Source organism: Streptosporangium sp. NPDC050284, assembly GCF_044459525.1.
Classification (GTDB): domain Bacteria; phylum Actinomycetota; class Actinomycetes; order Streptosporangiales; family Streptosporangiaceae; genus Streptosporangium.
Window position 1 is genome coordinate 967549 of the sequence record NZ_JBITIZ010000001.1, and the last position, 16167, is coordinate 983715.

Below are 16167 nucleotides of genomic sequence, written 5' to 3' on the forward strand. Positions count from 1 at the left end.
CGCTCACGCCCGGATTCCGCTCTGGGCGGTCGCCGGGCGGGTGCCGTTCGCGACGGCCTCGGCGTGGCCGTTCAGGGCGAAGACGCCCGCGCCGCGCTCCGCGGGGCCCGCCGTGCGGCGGAAGGCGCCGAACAGCTCGCGGCCGGTGCCCACCCACTGGGCGTCGGTGAGCGGCGCGCCCTGAAGGGGCCTGGCGGCCAGTTCCTCGGCGCCGACCAGCAGCTCCAGGGTGCCCGCGGCGGCGTCGAGGCGGATGGGGTCGCCGTCGCGCACCAGCGCGATGGGGCCTCCGTCGGCGGCCTCCGGCGACAGGTGGATGGCCGCGGGGACCTTGCCGGACGCGCCGGACATGCGGCCGTCGGTGACGATCGCCACCCGCTGCCCCCTGTCCAGCAGCACCGCCATCGGCGGGGTGAGCTTGTGCAGCTCCGGCATGCCGTTCGCGCTCGGTCCCTGGTAGCGGATGACCGCCACGAAGTCCTGCCCGTCCAGCTCGCCCGCGTCGAAGGCGCGCAGCAGTTCAAGCTGGTCGTCGAAGACCTTGGCCGGGGCCTCGATGACGAGGTGCTCGTCCTTGACGGCGGAGACCTTGCTGACCGCGCGGCCCAGGTTGCCGTCGAGCATGTGGATGCCGCCGTCTGCGGAGAACGCCTCGGAGACCGGGCGCAGCACGTCGAGGTCGGTGCTGCCCTCGGTGCGCTCCTGCCAGACCAGCTCGCCCTCCTTGAGTTCGGCGGCCGAGCGGTAGTGGTCCAGCCCGCGCCCGGCGATCGTGAGCACGTCGCGGTGGAGCAGCCCGGCGTCCAGCAGGTCGCCGATGAGCACCTGCATGCCGCCCGCGGCCTGGAAGTGGTTCACGTCCGCGTGACCGTTGGGGTACATGCGGGTCAGCAGCGGCACCGCCTTCGACAGCGCGGCCAGGTCGTCCCACAGGAGTTCGATGCCGGCCGCCGCGGCGATGGCGACGATGTGCATGGTGTGGTTGGTCGAGCCGCCGGTCGCGAGCAGTGCCACGCAGGCGTTGACGATCGCCTTCTCGTCGACGACCTCGCCGACGGGGGTGTACTCGGAGCCGTGCGCGGTCAGCTCGACCGCCCGCCTGCCCGCGGCCTTCGTCAGGGCCTCGCGCAGCTCGGTACGCGGGTTGACGAACGTCGACCCCGGCAGGTGCAGACCCATGACCTCGATCATGACCTGGTTGGAGTTGGCGGTGCCGTAGAAGGTGCAGGTGCCGGGGGAGTGGTACGACTTCGCCTCGGCGTCGAGCAGCTCGCCCTTGCCGACCTTGCCCTCGGCGAACAGCTGCCGGGTGCGGGCCTTGATCTTGTTGGGCAGACCGGAGGTCATCGGACCGGCGGGGACGAACACCGCGGGCAGGTGGCCGAAGTGCAGCGCCCCGATCAGCAGGCCGGGAACGATCTTGTCGCAGACGCCGAGCATGAGGGAGGCGTCGAACATGTCGTGCGAGAGCGCGATCGCGGTGGCCATCGCGATGACCTCGCGGCTGTAGAGCGAAAGCTCCATACCCGCCCGGCCCTGCGTGACGCCGTCGCACATCGCGGGCACGCCCCCGGCGAACTGCGCGACGCCGCCGGCCTTCCTGACGGCCGCCTTGAGGATCGCCGGGTAGGTCTCGTAGGGCTGGTGCGCCGACAGCATGTCGTTGTAGCTCGACACGATCGCCACGCCGGGCTTGACGTTGGCGCGCAGGTCCCGCTTGTCGCTCTCGCCCACGGCGGCGAAGCCGTGCGCGAGGTTCGCGCAGCCCAGGCTCGCCCTGGCGGGGCCGCGCAGGCGGGCCGCCTCGGCCTCGGCGCGCAGCCTGTTCAGGTAGGCGGTGCGGCTGGGGCGGCTGCGCTCGACCAGACGGTCGGTCACCTCCTGGATCACGGGGTGCATCCGGACTCCTCGATCGTGGTCGGCGTCATCGTTGCCGGGGTGGTCGCTTCGGTCAGGGCGGTCGGCTCGCGCGCTCACTCCGCCCCCTCCTCGTGCCAGACGCGGCCGCTGCGGCCGACGAGCTCGTGGGCCGCGGCGGGTCCCGCGCTGCCCGCCGGGTACGGCTCGGGCGGGGTTCCCCGCGACTCCCACTCGTCGAGGATCGGGTCGATCCACCGCCAGGCGGCCTCGACCTCGTCGCGCCGCATGAACAGGGTCGGGTTGCCGGCGAGGACGTCCATGAGCAACCGCTCGTAGGCCTCGGGCACCCGGCCGGTGAAGGTCTCGGCGAAACTGAGGCTCAGCGGGACGGGCTTGAGCGCCACCTCGCCCGCGCCGGGCTCCTTGGCCATGATGTTCAGCTGGATGCCCTCGCTCGGCTGCAGCCGCAGCACCAGCCGGTTCGGCGTGCTACCGGGGAAGATCGAGTGGGGCACGTCCTTGAACTGCACCACGATCTCCGAGCAGCGCTGCGGCATGCGCTTGCCCGTACGCAGGTAGAACGGCACCCCTGCCCAGCGCCAGTTCTTCACCTCGGCGCGGATCGCGGCGAAGGTCTCCACCCGGCGGGAGTCGTCGGTGGGCGCGGTGTTGTCGGGCTCGTCGAGGTAGCCGGGCACCGGGACGCCGCCGGACTCGCCCGCCGTGTACTGGCCGCGCACGGTGAAACGGTCCACCTCGCCGCCGGTGATGGCCCGCAGAGCCTGGAGGACCTTGACCTTCTCGTCGCGGATCGACTCGCGGTCGTTGCGCGACGGCGGCTCCATCGCCACCAGGCAGAGCAGTTGGAGCAGGTGGTTCTGCACCATGTCGCGCAGCGCGCCGGCGTGGTCGTAGTAGCCGCGACGGCCGGGGGTGCCGACGGTCTCGGCGACGGTGATCTGGACGTGGTCGATCCACAGGGAGTTCCAGATCGGCTCCAGGAACGCGTTGGCGAACCGGAGCACGAGGAGGTTCTGGACCGTCTCCTTGCCCAGGTAGTGGTCGATACGGTAGATCTGCCGCTCGTCGAAGATGGCGCCGACCTCGTCGTTGATCCGCATCGCGCTGCGCAGGTCGCGTCCGAGCGGCTTCTCCAGCACCACCCGCGAGGCGGGGGTGACCAGGCCGGCGCGGTGCGCCTCGCGGCAGAACGGGCCGAATGTCATGGGCGGGCTGGCCAGGTAGAACACCCGGTCGCGGTGCTCGTGCCCGTCGAGCGTCCGGGCGAGTCTCGTCCACCCGGTGGGGTCCTGGCCGCTGATGTCGATGGTGACGTGGTGCAGGCGGCCGAGGAAGCGCCGCCAGGTGTCGAGGTCGTCCTGCGGCACCGAGCCGCGCATCGCGGCGTCCACCTTGCCGCGGAAGTCGGCGTCGTCGAGCCCGCCGCGGGACATCGCGATCACGCGGGTCTCGGGGGCGAGACGCCCGTCCCGGTCGGAGTGGTAGAGCGCCGGGAGGAGTTTCCGCATGGAGAGGTCGCCGGTGCCGCCGAAGACGATGAGGTCGGCGGGTTGCGGGGTCTCGGACATCGGGGGAACTCTCCGTGATGATCTATCGAATTTGGGGATAGATCGGACACTAGCTAGATCTTGCGCTCTACACAAGCGGAGTTTTGTAATTTGAGATGAGAAAGTATGAAGTTTTCATTTCCTAAGTGGGTGTGATTCACTTGGCGGATGCCTCGACGTCCCGCCGCCGCGCTGGCCACCAGCGGTGAGGTGTTGCGCCTCATCCGCTCGGGCGAGGCCGCCACCCGAGCGGACATAGGGCGTGTCACCGGCCTGTCCAGACCCGCCGTGTCCCTGCGCGTCACCGAGCTGCTGGAGCGGCGCCTCGTCGTGGAGGACAGTGAGGGCCCCTCCACCGGAGGCCGCCCGCCCACCCGCCTGGTCTTCAACGCCTCAGGCGGGGTCGTCCTGGTCGGCTCCCTCGGCGCGAGCCGCGCACAGGTCGCCGTCTGCGACCTCGCGGGCAAGGTGCTGGCCGACACCGCCCTCTCGGTGGACGTGGAGGAGGGGCCGGACGTCGTCCTGCCCCTGGTCATGCGGAGCTGGAGCGAGCTGCTCGGCGACCGCCCCGTCTCCCTGGTCCGGGGCGTCGGCCTGGGGGTCCCCGCCACGGTGGAGTTCGCGGCCGGCCGCACCGAGAGCGCCCGGATCATGGCCAGCTGGACCGGTGTGGCCATCCCGCCGATCATCGCCGAGAGCTTCCCCGCCCCGGTCTTCCTCGACAACGACGTGAACGTCATCGCGATCGGCGAGCACCGCGAGATCTACGCGGGCGAGGCCGACGACCTGCTGTTCATCAAGGTCTCCACCAGGATCGGCTCCGGAGTGATCGCCGGGGGCGAGATCCTGCGGGGGGCGCTGGGCGCCGCGGGGGAGATCGGGCACATCCCGGTCCGCGACGGCGGGGGCGTCCTCTGCCGCTGCGGCAACATCGACTGCGTCGACTCCGTCGCCAGCGGCACCGCGATCCTGCGTCAGCTCCGTGCCAGGGGGCACGAGGTCACGAGCCTCGCCGACGTGGTGAGCCTGGTCAGGGCAGGGGACGCGGAGACCATGACCGTGGTCCGCAACGCCGCCAGAATGCTCGGCGAGGTCGTCGCCAGCGCGGTCAACCTGCTCAACCCCTCGGTGGTCGTCCTCGGCGGAGACGTCGCGGAGACTTTCCAGCCGATGGTCTCGGGGGTCCGCGAGGTCATCTACCGCCGCTCGACGGCGCTGGCCACCCGCAACCTGCGGATAGAGCGCAGCCGACTCGGCCCGAGCGCCGGGATCATCGGCTGCGCCCACATGGTCCTGGACCACATCCTGTCGCCCGAGGCCGTCGACTCCGCCGGCTGGCAGCCGCTGCGCTCGGTCCGCTCGGTCCGCTCCCTCGTCTGAGCCGCTCCTCCTACGCCTCCCGCGCCGGCTCCTTGCGATCCGCGCGATCCGCCGTGCCCGTGGACCTGGCATTGAGGACCACCAGCGCCAGCAGGACGAGCAACCCGGCGAAGGTCACGGCCAGGCCCACGAACTCGGCGAACCAGCCGACCAGGACGGGGCCCAGCAGCAGTCCCGAATAGGTCAGCGTGGTGAACCTGGCCAGTGCCGCGGCCGCCCCGAGGCCCTCCGCGCCGCCGTGCCCCACCGCGCTGAAGATGAGGGGGAGCAGGACCGAGAGGCCGATCCCCACCACCGCGAAACCCGCGATCGCGACGACGATCCCGGGACTGAGCACGACCATCAGCAGGCCGCAGAGGGCGATGCCACCGCTCACCCTGACCAGGGCGGGCGCGCCGTACCGCTCGTGGAGGCGGTCACCGACGAGGCGGCCGGCGGTCTGGCACAGGTTGAAGAACGTGTATCCCAGCGAGGCGACGGCGAGGGTGGCGCCGCGATCCTCCAGGAGGAAGACGCCGCTCCAGTTACCGACCGCGCCCTCCAGGATCAGGATGACGGCGCCCATCGCGCCGAACATCAGCACCCGAGGGGTCCACCCGTCCCGCCACTTCACCCGGACCTTCTTCTCGCCCTCCTGGGGCGCGTGCCGGTCGGCCGAGGCCGGCAGCATCCACATCCCGGTGACCAGCGAGAACAGGGCCACGGCCACGCCCAGCCACAAGAAGTGCGACATGGGAGTGAGACCGGCCTGGATGGCGAGGCCGCCCAGCACGGAGGCGATCATCGCGCCGATGCTCCAGGCGGCGTGGCAGCGGTTCATGACGGACCGTTTGTGAGCGCGCTCGACCGCGATGGCGTGGGCGTTCATGGAGACGTCGAGAAGCCCGTCGATCAGACCGAAGATCACCAGTGCGACGGCGAGCTGGATCGGATCGGAGGCCAGCGCGAGGCCGACCAGGGAGAGCGGCAGCGCCACCCCGGTCACCCGGGCGATCGGCGCGCTGCCGTACCGGGCCACCAGGCCACCCGCGAGCTGCATGGCGACCAGGGCGGAGACGGAGGGGACGACGAGCAGGAGGCCGAGCTGCCCGGCGGAGAGATCGTGCTCCACCTTCAGCGAGGGGACCCTGATCAGAAAGCTGGCGTAGGAGATCCCCACGATCAGGAACGCCGACATCGCGGCGAGGCGGGTCAGGCCCGCGGCCCGCGACATCACCGCTTCGGGAGGCGTCCCCGGCGGCTCACCGGCGGGCGAGTCCACCCCGGGCGGATCCTTGGGAGGCCGTCCTCCTGACGCGGGTTCGGTCATGTTCTCAGGCGCCGTCATCGCCGGCCCACTCCTTCATCCACCTGGGGTCCACTTCGTCCTCCTCGCGGATGAACCGCACGTCGGCCGAGACACGCATGACGTCGGTCACGGTGTCGAGGGAGGCGTGCACCACGTACGGGTTGTGCACGGTCAGGTCGCCCGCCTCGTAGTCGCTCCACAACCATCGCCGGTCGACGACGCGGGCCGTCATCTGGAGGTCGTGGCTGATCGGCCGGGAGTCGTGGGCCCGATCGGTTCTGAGCCGCGCCGGATCGAACCGCTCCGCGGACTCCCGGTGCGAGCCCTCCAGGTAGACCAGGCCCCCGGTCTCCATCGGGCAGTCGCCGACGGGTATCCACATCGTCAGGACGCGGTCGCTGCCCTGGGACATGTACGCGTGATCGGTGTGGGCGCGGGAGGCCCGGAGCGAGCCCGCGTAGAAGTGGCGCAGGATGCCCCGGGGCAGCAGCCGGACGGGGCCGCCGAGCAGGGTCGAGGCGAGCTCCGTCAGGGCCGGCTGCCGGGCGAACGAGGTGAACCGCTCCGTACGCACGAAGTCGTAGGCGGGGTGGTCCCTCACCCCGTGGGAGGGCAGCCCCTCCGGCGGGCGACCGGAGAAGACGCCCTCCTCGGGGGTGGTCCCCGGCCTGAGCAGACCTTCGGGAAACGCCGACAGGTACGCCCCCCGCAGGGAGAGAACCGCCTCGCGGTCGAGGAACCCCCGCAGCAGCAACAGTCCGTCGTCGTGGAACCGCCGCCTGAGCGCCTCGGGATCGCCGAGCAGCGCGCTGCTGTCGGCAAGCGGGGCGAACAACTCGTCGGTGAACGGGATGGGCACGCCGTTGGAGGAGACGGCTCGCCTGTCTCCTGGCATCAGTAGACCCCCTCGGTGATCTGGTCGGCGTCCTCCGCCTCGTAGGGCCCCACTCGCGCGACCCCCGGCCACGGAAACCAGGGATGCGGCGGGGCGGAGACGGCGCTGTCCCGTTCCAGCAGGTTGGGCAGGAAGAGGTCCTCCAGGAGGGTCACCGCCCTGATCCGGCCCCGCTCGCCGGCGGCGACCTCCTGCCACACGTCGTCGGGCCGGACGACGTGCATGACCGCGAAGGGCGGCGGCAGATGGTAGCTGTGCGGCTCGTCGGGGGAGATGGCGTCACCCTGGAGGGCATGTCCGACGAGGGTGTTGCCGTAGGTGTCGATCCACTGGACCCCGTCCAGATACTCCTCGCGCAGATAGCGCGCCTCCTCGGGGGAGCAGGAGGTGCCACCGGTGCACACGGCGCGGACGCCGTACTCCGCGAGAGGCTTGTCCAGCGCGGGGGCGAGCGACAGGAGCAGTTTGGCGGTCGTGAAGAGCAGGCTGACCCGCTCCTCCCGCAGGAGGTCCGCCGTCTGCGCGACGAGGTGCTCGACGTAGGCGTCGGCGCCGTCGCCGAAGGAGGCGCGAAGCAGGTGCTTCACCCAGCGCGGGTCGAAGTCCACGGAGAAGACCGCCGCCCCCCAGCTGTCGCCGAGCAGCTTGACGAAGTGCCCGTAGGCGTGCGGGCCGCTGGGGGTCATGGCCAGGATGTCGCCGCCGAGCAGGCCGCGGGCCTCCAGCATGACGCGGTACATCTTCACGTCGTAGACGGCACGGGTCACATCGACGACCCGGTACGGCGGCCCGGACGTCCCGCCGGTCTCCACGACGCGGAACGGCCGCCCCGCGAAGCCCCTGGGCACGAGGTCGCGCGCGCTCACCCCCCGCAGATCGGTCTTGTCGAACAGGCCGAACAGGCGCAGGGAGGCGTAGTCGGTGACGTCGCGGATCGGGTCGAAGGGCAGGCGGCTCCTGCGCGCCAGCCAGAACGGTGAGCCGCTCTCCTCACTGAAGTGCCAGCTCATCATGCGCGCCGTCCACTCGTCGAGGGACTCGCGCATGGGGGGGATCTGTTCTCGCATGGCGTCCAGCAGGGAGCCGACAGGAAGGAGATGACTGCTCGGGTTCAGGACGACACTCCTTGGGGAACGGCCGCGAAGCAGGCCGGGTGAACGAAGCGGGACCCGGCGGCGACGCCACGCGCTCCCGCCTCGTCCGTGGAGACGACGACGGCGAAGGGGAAGGGCAGCTCGCAGCCGACGAGTGGATGACCGACGTCGTCGACGTGCACGAGGGTGGGCGCGAGGAACGTCAGCCCACCCGACCTGACCAGGAGCGGCCGCCGGGTGAGGACGCGCCCGCCGGGGAGGAGCCGGTCGGAGACGAACGCGGCCATGCGCACGGCGTCGGCCTCGGGCCACGACGCCTGCGGCAGACGCAGGTCGGACGGGTCGAGGGAGATGCCGTCGAGCACCGCCGCGACCGCGCGACCACGCTCGACGGCGGCTTCCCCGGCCGTCCGCAGGCAGACCACCGTGGACACGCAGGTGCAGAAACGGCCCGCGTCCCGCGCGATCCTGAAGGCGAGCTCCTCGGGATACACCGGATCCCGCGCGCCCACGATCATGCAGGCCCGCCCGGGGCCGCGCAGATCGAGGGACGGCGTGTCCATCGCCGGTTCCGCGGCCAGGCCGTCGCCGCCGTAGACGATCTGCCTGTCGGTCGCCCGGATCAGCGCGGGCAGGACCCGGGGCGCGCTCGGGTAGTAACCCAGCGTCTCCGGCGGCCAGCCCACGCTCAGCAGGGCCCCGATCAGGCGGGCCGACGACAGCGGCTCGCGCCTGCTGGGGCGGACCCAGACCGCCGCGCCCGACAGCGCCGCCTCGAGCACTCCCTCCAGGCAGGTGAAGGTGTTGGCGGGCAGGGAGACCAGGGTGAGCCCGCCGGTCTCGCGCACGTCCGCCGCGATCTCCTCCAGCCGCTCGCCGAGCATCGCCGACCAGCGTCGCACGAGAGCGGAGGGGAGCCCCGCCGTGGCGCGCATCGCCTCGTCGAACTGCCCGGCGTCCTGAACGCCGAGGGACTCGACGGGTACGCGGCCGTGCCGGAACAGCGCGACGGCCTCGCGGAGCATCTCCAGGCGCCGGGCGAGGGAGGGGACGGTCATCGCGGCACGGCGCGCCCGCAGGCGCGCGCCGTCGTCGCGGATGAGGATCTCCGGGGCGAGGGAGAGCGACGGCCCTCCGGGGACGGGCACGGTGTCCATCGACCGGTACCACCGTCCCGCGCGCAGCAACGGCAGGACCACCTCGCCGGTCACGACAGCGCGTCCCGCAGCGCGCCGACGACCCGCTCCTGCTGGGCGCGTGCCATACCGGGGAAGAGCGGCAGGCAGATGTGCCGGGAGGTGAACGCCTCGGCGTTCGGGAAGGACCGGTTCGCGAAGTGCCGGGCGAAGTAGGGCTGGCGATGGAGCGGGACGTCGTACACCTCGCCCGCGAGCCGTACCCCCTCGGCGCGGAGGTGCCGCTTGAGCGCCGCGCGGTCGACGCCTTCGGGCAGCAGGGCGAGATATTTGTAGTGGTTCGTCGCGCACCCCGCAGGCACGGCGGGGCGCTTCAGGGAGGGCACGCCGGCCAGGCTGTCGTCGTACCAGGCGGCCAGTTCCGTACGCTCGGCCAGCACCTCGGCCAGCCGGGCCAGATGGATCAGACCCACCGCCGCGTGCAGTTCGCTCATGCGCCAGTTGCTGCCGAGATCGTCGTGGAGGTTCTCCTCGAAGGAGCGCTTGCCGTGGTCCCGCAGGTGCATGACGCGCTTCAGGTCGCTCTCGTCCGCGCTGAGCAGGCCCCCCTCGCCACTGGTGATGATCTTGGTGGGGTACAGGGAGAAGGCGGCCAGCCGGCCGAAGGTGCCCGCCGGGCGTCCGTGCAACGAGGAGCCGAGGGCGTGGGCGGCGTCCTCGACGACGGCGATCCCCTGCCTGTCGCACTCGGCCAGCACCTCGGCCAGCGAGTCGGGGACGACCCCGGCGATGTGCACGGGCACGACCGCGGCCACGTCCTCGTGGGCGGCGAGGGCGGCGCGCAGCCCTTCGGGGTCCATACCGAGACCGTCCGGCTCCATGTCCACGAAGTCGACCCGGGCGCCGGCGCGGACGGCACTCGCCGCGGTCGCGAAGAAGGTGTTGGCCGGGACCAGGACGGTGCGCCCCTCGACCCCGACGATCCGCAGAGCGATCTCCAGCGCGGAGGAACCCGAGCTCACCGCCGCCGTGCCGCGCCCGATCTCCCCGGTCGCGAGCGCCTCCAGCCGGATGCCGCGCGTTCCGAGCGTGAGGGAGCCGGAGGCGAGGGCGTCGTCGACGAGGTCCAGGACGTCCAGGCGGGCCCGGACGTCGAACCCCACCTTGGCCGCGGGCACGTCCGGCACAGCGGTGGCGGGCTCGGCCAGGGACCGGGTGAAGAAGTCCGCCGCTTCGGCCAGGCCGGTGCCGTGGCCCATGGGCAGCGGCAGGATCTCGGCCGAAGGGTGGGCGCTCACGATCCGTTCGCCGGCGGTCTTGGCGTCGCCGGGATCGAGGCGACCGTCGGCCGTGCCGTACTGGACCTGCAGGGGAGCAGGGGCGAGCGCCGCGTACAGGTCGGGGAGGTCGGCGTGACGCAGGATGGACGGCAGGGCGACGTACTGGTTCCAGGCCAGCGACCGGCCGATCATCGTCTCGTACGTGCCCAGGTGGCTGGCGGCGCACAGCGGGAGCGGCTCCTGGCGCAGCAGCGCGGCGTGCAGCGCCACGGCCGCGCCCATGCTGTGCCCGAACAGGCCGATCCGCCCGGGTGCCACGTCCGGGTGCGTGCCGAGCCAGTCGAGCGCGGCTCCCGCGTCCTCCGCCATCGCCCCGAGGAGGCTCCCGCCACGCAGCCGCAGCGTGCCGTCCAGCACGTCGCCGGGATCGCGCCCGCCCAGCGTGGCGGGCTCCACCCAGCGGTCGAGACCGTGGTCGAGGGTGAGGGTGAGGAAACCGGCCCGGGTCAGGTGCGCGGCGACGTCGCGCCCGGGATGGTCGGGAGGCAGGAGCCCGGTGACCCGTTCCAGGGTCGCGTTACGCCCCGCGCAGACCAGCACGGCCGGCCACGGCCCCGGGCCCGGCGGGGCCAGCATGACCGCGCGCAGCTCCCGGCGGCCCTCGTGCTCGAAGAGGTAGTGGTCCACCCGCGGCTCCCCGCCCTCCTGCCTGCGGGTGGAGCGCACCCGAAGGGGCACCTGCCGGGTGGCGGCCAGCCGGGCCACCGCCCTGCGCACCTGGCCGTTGCGGACGGCAGGGTCAGGTGCGGGGGAGCCGGGGGCGGGATCGACCGGAGAGTGGCCGAGATGGTGGAACCGGTCGATCGACGTCAACGCGAACCCCGGATCTCAGACGAAGTCGGCGTGGAGCGTGTGCGGAACCTCGACGCGGTAGGTGTTCAGCGCGTCGTCCAGTTTGATCCGTCCCTTGCGCAGCCATTCGAGTAACTCGTTCTGCGGCCGGTAGAAACAGGATTTGCACAGGTCGGTCCTGAGCGGGTTGCTCGACTCCCACTCGGCTCTGGGGCCGCCCTCAAGGACGTTCAGGTAGCCGTCCTGGAGCACGTTGCCGATGCGGTAGCGGCTGTTCAGGTGGACCTGGGGGCAGGGGTAGAGATGGCCGTCCGCGCCGACGGCCGTGACGAAACGGCTGTAGTGGCAGTGGTCGAAGTCGCCCTCGACGGACTCCACCTGGTCCATCGGTCCCCGGTCGAGCTTGGGCACGGAGACCTCGAACTCCTCCGACGACAGCGCGGAGACCTCGTCGAGCGAGGCGGAGACCTCCGCCATGACCTGCTCGATCGTCTCGTGGCCCATCGAACTGTAGAACTCCGGCTCGAACCGTACGTAGTGGGCCCCTGAGTCGCGCGCTATCAGGGCGGCCTGTGTGATCTCCCGGTAGTTCTGCATGGTGATCACGAAGTTGAACCCGATGCGGAACTCGGGGTCGACGGCGTTGTCGCGCAACCTGCGGACGGAGCCGAGGAAGGACTTGAACGTCTGCTCGCGGTCCCGGGTGATCTCGTTGAAGGTGGCCTCGGTGCCGGCGTTGAGGCCGATGCGCACCCAGGTGTGGGTGTTCACCACGCAGTCGGCGATGTCGTCCCGATGCAGCCGGGAGCCATTGGTGATGAGACCGATGCGCAGCCCGGCCGCGTGCCCGGAATCGCAGATCTCCGTATAGCCCTTGTGAATGGTGCATTCGCCGCTGCCGCAGAATGTGACGGCCCGGCCGCCGGACTCGGCGAACTCCCGCATGAGCTTGACGCTCTTGTCCGTGGGAATTGCGTCCTTGAAGGAGAACAGATCGTAGAAGTTCTCCTCGTTCGGCGAATGGAAGTTACAGAAATTGCAGCGCATATTACAGGCGCCCATGATGCCGATGCGCATATGGACGGGTCGGAAGCTCTCCCCGTTGACGAACTTCCTCAGTAGATCCTCGTGGGCCATGACCTTGTCGGGAGCGTGTGCCTGGTCGAGTTCGACCTCCGCCAGACCCTCCCCGTTGGTGGGTCTCGCCGCCCGGTAACTCTCGTTCGACATTTCATCCCCAATCGACCAGGAAGGATTTTGTCAACCCGGTCCTTGTGCCAAATTCGGCGCGCTGGCAGGCGTCGCTCGGATACGTGTTGAAGTAGGTCGATTTAGGGTCGTGATCGTGACATTCAGGCCATGGGAGCGCTCCCAAATGGGGATCCTAAATGACGCCCTTAAATGGGTCAAGACCTCTTGTGGGGCATTTTCGGACACGGTACGGTACGTCGGGTCCGACATTCGCGCGGTCGGAGGGAGTTCGTGCAGGTGGAGGGAAACGGCATGACAGAAACTCCGATAGTGTCGCCCCAAATGCCAGGTTCCTTTCCGGACACGCGGACACTCGGGTCCAGGCTGGCCGCCTACGCCTTCCTCGCCAACGACCCGTCGGTTCCCATGGTCGCCGCCGACTGGTGGGAGATCAGCGGCCCGCACTACAACGCGGTGGCCGCCGCTCTCGCCCACTTCGTGGCCGGAGAGCCCGCGGCGGAGGACCTGCGCCGCTTCGCCGCCTCTCCCGGGGATCGCGAGCTGGAGACCGCGCTGGTGAACGCGCTTCTTCCCCTGCTGGACCGCTCCCCCGCCGACCGTGCGCGCCTCGGGGAACTGGTCGTCGCGGCCGACGCGCGCGTGCTGGTGGACTACCACAACGGCGCGCTCACCGACCGCTCCGCCGCCGAGGTGTCGGTGGCCGACGCCTCCGCCTGGTCACGGCCGAGAACGCCGAGAACGCCGGGGATGTCGGGAGCACCGGGGGCACCAGGGGCGTCGGGGGCGTCGGGGGCACAGACGGTGGTCGTCATCCCCTTCAGGGACCGCGTCGGCGGTGCCCGTACCCGCAACCTGCTGGCCTGCCTTGCCGCCCTGCGCGACCAGGACGGTCGCGACGCCCGGGTGAGCGTCACCGTGGTCGAGTCCGACTCGGCGCCCACCTGGCGTGACACCGTCGAACCACTGGTGGACCACTACGTGTTCGCGCGACACGACGGGCACTTCAACAAGTCCTGGGCGGTCAACGTCGGGGTTCGCGACACCCCTGGCGAGCCCGAGCTGATCTGCGTGCTGGACACCGACATCCTGGCGGACCGCCGGTTCCTGAGCCGGAACCTGGACCGCATGGCACGCGAGCCCGAACTCTCGGCCTTCCTGCCCTACCGCCGCATGTTCTGCCTCGATCCCGAGTCCTCCGCCGCCGCCGTCCGCCGGCGCTGCGAGCGCGGCGAGGCCGACGTGCCGCTCGACGCCGTACGCGCGCTGGTGCTGAAGGAACCGCCGGGGGCCTGCCTCTGGGTGAGAAGGACGACCTTCGACGCGATCGGCGGGTTCGACGAGCGATACCAGGGCTGGGGCGGCGAGGACGACGACGTCGTGGCGCGGCTGAGCCTGGCGGGAGGGTTCACCCGGTTCGACGACCCGTTGCTGCACCTGGCCCACCCGCGTCCGGAGATGACCCTGGGCGGGGTGCCGTTCAACGCCCACATCGCCCCGCTGAGCTGGAACGTCGCCGGCGGATACGGCGACCTGCGAGGCCCCAGGGCATGACCTTGGCCGTTCGCGCCTACGCGGCGCGCACCTCGGTGCCGCAGGGCGGATCGCTGCGCTTCCGTCTCCTGCCCGGTGCTCCGACGACCGAGGGCCCGATGCCCGGCGGTATCGCCGCCGGCGATCCGGCGGCAGGCGGCGAGCATGGCGCGGTCGGCTGCCGTGCCCGGGTGCGTGACGCCGTGACCGGCGAGGTCAGGGCCGAGCTGGACGCCTCCGGGCCCTGGTGGACCCTGCGGGTCCCCGAGAGCTGGCCCAGTTCCCTCTACGCCGTGGGATTCACCCTCGGCGAGGGGGACGACGGGACCCGAGGCGGCGAGGCCTGGGCCGACGAGAGCGAGGACGACGAGACCTACTTCGTCGTCCGGGCCCGCGAACCGGGATCCGCCGAGGCGATCCTGGTGTCGGTGCCCTTCCTCACCTGGCAGGCGTACAACAGGGCCGGAGTTCCAGGAGAGGGCCTGTATCCCACGGAGAGCCCGGAGCGAGCCGGCAGGGTCACCTTCGACCGGCCGGGCGGCGGACCCGCGGGCAACTGGGAGGACGACTTCTACCGGTGGCTGAGCCGTAACGGCGTCCGGGCCGACTACTGCTCCAACCTGGACCTGCACGAGGATCCGGACACGCTGCTGCGCGGCCGCCGACTGCTCGTGATCCCCGGGCACGACGAGTACTGGACCCGGGAGATGCGCGACGCCGCGGAGTCCTTCGTGGCCTCCGGAGGGAACATCGCCTTCTTCGCCGGCAACACGTGCTGGTGGCAGATCCGGCTGGAGGACGAAGGCCGCACCATGGTGTGCCACCGCGACGCCCTGCTCGACCCGATGGCCGCGACCGATCCGAGCCTGGTCACCGTGGAGTGGTCGGGTTCCCCCGTGGGCCGGCCGGAGAACAGCCTGACCGGCGTGAGCTTCCGGCGCGGCGCGGGCTGCTGGGAGGACATGGACGCGATGAAGTCCGAGTCGTACACGGTGCGCTTCGCCGAGCACTGGGTGTTCGAGGGCACGGGGCTGCGCGACGGCGACACCTTCGGCAGGGGTGCGGTCGGCTACGAGACCGACGCCGCCGAGTACGTCGAGGTCGACGGCGTCCCGCTGGCGACCGGCGCCGACGGCACCCCCGCCGACTTCGCCATCCTGGCCACCGCCGACCTGCGCCACTGGCGGCACCTGGGCCAGGGCGGCCACGCCACCATGGGCATCATGCGCCGAGGGGCGGGCACCGTCTTCAACGCGGCCACGATCGGCTGGGGCGACGCCCTCGACGACCCGGTGCTCGACCGCGTCACCCGCAACGTGCTCGCCAGGCTCGCCGGTGATCCCGGCTGGTGGGAGCCGATGGGGCGCGGGGCCGCCGCGCTCGCGCTCGCCGCCTGCGAGCACCGTCTCTTCGCCGTCCTCACCGACGGTGATCTCTGGGTGAGGCCGTACCGCACCCAGAACCTGAGATGGCGGCGGATCGAGCCCGCGCCCGGTCTGGTGGCGCTGACCGCGCCGAGAGAGGCGACGCCGGGCTCGCCCGTCCTCCTGTACGGCCTGCACTCCGAAGGGCGCGTCGTCGTCCGCGAACCGGTGACCGATCGGGCTTCGTGGAAGGAGCTGTACGACGCCCCGCCGGAGGCGGTCGGGATCGCCCCCGTCGACCAGACCATGTTCGCCGCCGGTGCCGGAGGCGAGCTGTGGCAGCGTCCGCTCGCCGCGGGGCGGTCGCGGCCGTGGACCCTTGCGGGCGAAGGGCCGAGGCTCGCCGCGCTCGCCCACGTGGGGGGACGGCTGATCGGGCTGACCCACGACGGGGAACTGCGGGTCAGGACGCGGGATGACGAGTGGGCGTTTTTGGGCACCACCCCCGGGCTGGCCACGCTGACCGGTACGGCGGGCAGACTCGTCGGCGCCACGCCGGGCGGCGACCTGTTCTGGCGCGAACTGGTCGGCGGCGCGATCACGGGACCTCCGAATCCCCTGGCGGGCGATGCAGCCCCGGGACGTCCACGGCCCCCGGCGGGCGAAGCGATCACGGGACATCCGCAGACCGGAAACAACGAGGAGTGA

11 protein-coding genes are annotated in these 16167 nt (G+C 71.4%); 3 read left to right on the forward strand and 8 right to left on the reverse strand.

Translation table 11 applies throughout. The features are described 5' to 3' along the window. Positions 1 to 3: 3 nt before the first annotated feature. Positions 4 to 1899 (reverse strand): phosphogluconate dehydratase, encoded by a 1896-nt coding sequence (gene edd, locus ACIBH4_RS04125; RefSeq protein WP_362769342.1) that lies wholly within the window; start codon positions 1897 to 1899, stop codon positions 4 to 6. A 74-nt stretch (positions 1900 to 1973) separates the two neighbouring features. After that, positions 1974 to 3449, reverse strand: a complete 1476-nt coding sequence (gene zwf / locus ACIBH4_RS04130; protein WP_362505862.1) for a glucose-6-phosphate dehydrogenase — start codon at positions 3447 to 3449, stop codon at positions 1974 to 1976. Positions 3450 to 3596: 147 nt separating this feature from the next. Here zwf and ACIBH4_RS04135 point away from each other — a divergent pair, with 147 nt between their 5' ends. Then, complete coding sequence (locus ACIBH4_RS04135; RefSeq protein WP_362505865.1) at positions 3597 to 4808, forward strand: ROK family transcriptional regulator; 1212 nt, start codon at positions 3597 to 3599, stop codon at positions 4806 to 4808. A gap of 10 nt (positions 4809 to 4818) precedes the next feature. Here ACIBH4_RS04135 and ACIBH4_RS04140 read toward each other — a convergent pair whose 3' ends face one another. Genes ACIBH4_RS04140 through ACIBH4_RS04165 form a run of 6 tightly spaced genes read right to left on the reverse strand, consistent with a single transcriptional unit; the run spans position 4819 to position 12583 of the window. Then, on the reverse strand, positions 4819 to 6135 hold the full coding sequence (locus tag ACIBH4_RS04140) for an MFS transporter (RefSeq protein WP_362505868.1): 1317 nt from the start codon (positions 6133 to 6135) through the stop codon (positions 4819 to 4821). Beyond that, the gene (locus ACIBH4_RS04145; protein WP_362769345.1) at positions 6122 to 6991 is read right to left on the reverse strand and encodes a phytanoyl-CoA dioxygenase family protein; all 870 of its coding nucleotides are present in this window, start codon (positions 6989 to 6991) and stop codon (positions 6122 to 6124) included. The genes ACIBH4_RS04140 and ACIBH4_RS04145 overlap by 14 nt, the downstream gene beginning before the upstream one ends. Beyond that, a complete protein-coding gene (locus ACIBH4_RS04150; RefSeq protein ID WP_362505874.1) occupies positions 6991 to 8058 on the reverse strand; it encodes a hypothetical protein in 1068 nt (355 codons plus the stop codon). Before ACIBH4_RS04150 ends, ACIBH4_RS04145 begins: the two co-directional genes overlap by 1 nt. 44 nt (positions 8059 to 8102) lie before the next feature. Continuing rightward, a complete protein-coding gene (locus tag ACIBH4_RS04155) occupies positions 8103 to 9296 on the reverse strand; it encodes a hypothetical protein (RefSeq protein WP_362769347.1) in 1194 nt (397 codons plus the stop codon). Then, positions 9293 to 11374 (reverse strand): DegT/DnrJ/EryC1/StrS aminotransferase family protein, encoded by a 2082-nt coding sequence (locus tag ACIBH4_RS04160; protein ID WP_362769350.1) that lies wholly within the window; start codon positions 11372 to 11374, stop codon positions 9293 to 9295. The genes ACIBH4_RS04155 and ACIBH4_RS04160 overlap by 4 nt, the downstream gene beginning before the upstream one ends. Positions 11375 to 11389: 15 nt before the next feature. Beyond that, the gene (locus tag ACIBH4_RS04165) at positions 11390 to 12583 is read right to left on the reverse strand and encodes a radical SAM protein (protein ID WP_362769353.1); all 1194 of its coding nucleotides are present in this window, start codon (positions 12581 to 12583) and stop codon (positions 11390 to 11392) included. A 303-nt stretch (positions 12584 to 12886) separates the two neighbouring features. On the opposite strand from ACIBH4_RS04165, the gene ACIBH4_RS04170 reads away from it, so the two are divergent. Both ACIBH4_RS04170 and ACIBH4_RS04175 read left to right on the forward strand, forming a co-directional pair. After that, complete coding sequence (locus ACIBH4_RS04170; RefSeq protein WP_362769356.1) at positions 12887 to 14116, forward strand: galactosyltransferase-related protein; 1230 nt, start codon at positions 12887 to 12889, stop codon at positions 14114 to 14116. Further along, positions 14113 to 16167, forward strand: a complete 2055-nt coding sequence (locus ACIBH4_RS04175; protein WP_362769359.1) for a N,N-dimethylformamidase beta subunit family domain-containing protein — start codon at positions 14113 to 14115, stop codon at positions 16165 to 16167. The genes ACIBH4_RS04170 and ACIBH4_RS04175 overlap by 4 nt, the downstream gene beginning before the upstream one ends.